Origin of the sequence: Micromonospora sp. M51, assembly GCF_018070305.1 — a bacterium.
GTDB classification, from domain to species: Bacteria; Actinomycetota; Actinomycetes; order Mycobacteriales; family Micromonosporaceae; genus Micromonospora; species Micromonospora parva.
Window position 1 is genome coordinate 1 of the sequence record NZ_JAGPXZ010000718.1, and the last position, 3,078, is coordinate 3,078.

Consider the following 3,078-nt stretch of genomic DNA (forward strand, 5'->3'; position numbering starts at 1 on the left):
CCGCCGACCCGGACACCGTCCTCGACGCTGACCACGAGCCGGTGGCGGGCGGCCAGGTCGACCAGCTCCGCCGGGACCGGACGCACCCAGCGCGGGTCCACGACGGTGACCCCGTAGCCCTGCTCGGCGACCCGGGCGGCCACCTCCATGCCCAGTTGGCCGAAGGAGCCGACGGCGACGAGCAGCACGTCGGTACGGGCGGACTCGGCCAGCACGTCGACCGGGCCGACCCGGCGCAGCGCCGGCAGGTCCGCGGCGACGGTGCCGGTCGGGAACCGCACCACTGTCGGGCCGTCGTCGACGGCCAGCGCCTCGCGCAGCTCCTCGCGCAGGGTGGCGGCGTCGCGGGGTGCGGCGATCCGCAGCCCCGGCACCACACCGAAGACCGACATGTCCCAGATGCCGTAGTGGCTGGGGCCGTCCGGGCCGGTGATGCCTGCCCGGTCCAGCACGAAGGTCACCGGCAGCTTGTGCATCGCCACGTCCAGCAGGACCTGGTCGAAGGCGCGGTTGAGGAAGGTGGCGTAGACAGCGACCACCGGGTGCAGCCCGCCGAGCGCCAACCCGGCCGCCGAGGTGGCGGCGTGCTGCTCGGCGATGCCCACGTCGTACACCCGCTCGGGGTACTTGCGGGCCAGCTTGGCGATGCCGGTCGGCTCGGCCATCGCGGCGGTGATGCCCACCACGTCCGGACGCTCGTCGGCGACGGCGAGCAGCTCGTCGGCGAAGACGTGCGTCCACTTCACGGCCGGGGCGGCCAGCAGCGCGCCGGTCTCCACGTCGAAGGCGCCGCCGGGGCCGTGCAGGCAGTCCGCCTCGTCCTCCTCGGCCGGGCGGTAGCCGTACCCCTTGCGGGTGACGGCGTGCACGATCACCGGGCCGCCGAAGTTCTTGGCCGCGCGCAGCGCCGCCTCCACCGCCGCCACGTCGTGCCCGTCCACCGGGCCCACGTACTTGATGCCGAGGTCCTCGAACATGGCCTGCGGGGCGACCGCGTCCTTGATGCCCTTCTTGACGGCGTGCAGCACCTCGTACATCGGCTTGCCGACCAGCGGGGTGGAGCCGAGGGCGTCCTTGACGGTGTCGAGGACCTTCTCGTAGCCGGGGTTGAGGCGCAGTGAGGAGAGGTGGTCGGCCAGGCCGCCGATGGTCGGCGAGTACGACCGGCCGTTGTCGTTGACCACGATGACCAGCGAGTTGCCGGCGGTGGCGATGTTGTTCAGCGCCTCCCAGCACATGCCGCCGGTCAGGGCGCCGTCGCCGACCACCGCCACCACGCTGCGCGCCTCGCCCCGCAGGGCGTACGCCTTGGCCAGGCCGTCGGCGTAGGAGAGCGCGGTGGAGGCGTGCGAGTTCTCGATGAGGTCGTGCTCGCTCTCGGCCTGGCTGGGGTAGCCGGAGAGGCCACCGCGCTGGCGGAGCTTGTCGAAGCCGGCCTGACGCCCGGTAATGATCTTGTGTACGTACGCCTGGTGGCCGGTGTCGAACAGGAGCCGGTCCCGGGGGGAGTCGAAGACGCGATGCATGGCGAGCGTCAGCTCGACCACACCGAGGTTGGGCCCGACGTGCCCGCCGGTACGGGACACCTTGGTGATCAGGAAGTCCCGGATCTCGGCGGCGAGGACGTCCAGCTCCTCGCCGGACATCCGCTTGACGTCCTGCGGACCGCGAACCGTCCCCAGCAGCCGGCCGTGGTTGGCCGTGTCCTCTTCAACACTCATGACCGGAGAGTCTATCGGCCGCCCGGTACTCCGCAGCTCGGCCCGAGCCCCGGCCACCCCGGCCGGGCGGGGAGTTGGCGGCTGAGCAACCGGTCAGGCGCCGGCCGGCGATCCTCGGGTGGCCGGCGACACTCCCGCTCAGGCCGGCGGGAGCAGCAGCCCGACCTGCTCGACGTGCTGGGTCATCGGGAAGAGGTCGAAGCCCCGCAGCGCCGCCAGCCGCCACCCGAGGTCGGCGAAGGTGCGCACGTCCCGGGCGAACGCCGCCGGGTCGCAGGCCACGTACGCGACAGCCCGGGGGCCGGCGGCGGCCAACGCGCGGACGACCGGGGCGCCGGCCCCGGAGCGCGGCGGGTCGAGCACCACCACGTCGACCGGGCCGGTTATCCGTCGGCGGGCCAGCGCGGTCTCCACCCGGGCCGCGACCACCTCGACGGTGGGCAGGTCGGCGAGGTTCTCCCGGGCGGCGGTGACACCCTGCGCCGCCGCTTCGACAAGCGTCACCCGACCGGTCGCGCCGACCCGTGCGGCCAGCCCGGCGGCGAACAGCCCCGCACCGCCGTAGAGGTCCCAGGCGGTCTCGCCCGGCTGCGGGTCCAGCATCTCCAGCACCGCGGTGGCGAGGGTGTCCGCCGCAGCCGGGTGCACCTGCCAGAACGCGGACGCGGGCAGCGTCCAGTCCCGTCCGGCGGCGACCTCGCGGACCTCGGTCGGGCCACTGACCGGGGTGGGCACCCCGTCGCGCAGCTCGGTGACTGTCACGTCCCCTCCGGTGCTGGCGACGGTCTCCACCGCCTCGGCGGCCGGCCAGCGCGCGCCGGTGGGGGTGAGCACCGGCAGCTCCTGGATGGCCGGGTGGGCGATCCGGCACCTGTCGATCGGCACCACCTCGTGCGAGCGGTGCTTGAGCAGTCCGGCCCGGTCCGCGCCGTCGACCGCGTAACGGACCCGGGAGCGCCAACCCAGCAGCCCGCCGGGCAGCGCCTCGACCCGGACGCCGAGCCGGTCCAGTTCGACGTCGGTCAGCCCGCCGAGGCGGACCAGCTGTTCGCGCACCACGGCCGTCTTCCAGGCCAGCTGTGCGGCCGGGGCGACGTGTTGAAGGTCGCAGCCACCGCAGGCGCCCGGCTTCGCGTACGGGCAGGGTGGCTCGACCCGGTCCGGTGAGGGGTCCAGCACTGTCACCGCGTCGGCCCGGACGAACCCCTTGTGCACCTCGGTGACCTCGGCGATGACCCGCTCACCCGGCAGCGCGTGCCGGACGAAGACCACCTGCCCGTCCACCCGGGCCACACAGTGCCCGCCCGGGGCGACCGCGTCGACGGTCAGCTCGACCCGGTCCGCCTCGGCCAGGCCC

2 protein-coding genes are annotated in these 3,078 nt (G+C 74.2%); both read right to left on the reverse strand.

From position 1 onward, the window contains the following. Positions 1 to 1,721, reverse strand: a 1,721-nt coding sequence (dxs, locus tag KBX53_RS27620) for a 1-deoxy-D-xylulose-5-phosphate synthase (RefSeq protein ID WP_210862452.1), incomplete at its 3' end; no start/stop codon positions are given. 138 nt (positions 1,722 to 1,859) lie between these two features. Then, positions 1,860 to 3,074, reverse strand: a complete 1,215-nt coding sequence (locus KBX53_RS27625; protein WP_210862454.1) for a class I SAM-dependent RNA methyltransferase — start codon at positions 3,072 to 3,074, stop codon at positions 1,860 to 1,862. Positions 3,075 to 3,078: the final 4 nt, after the last annotated feature.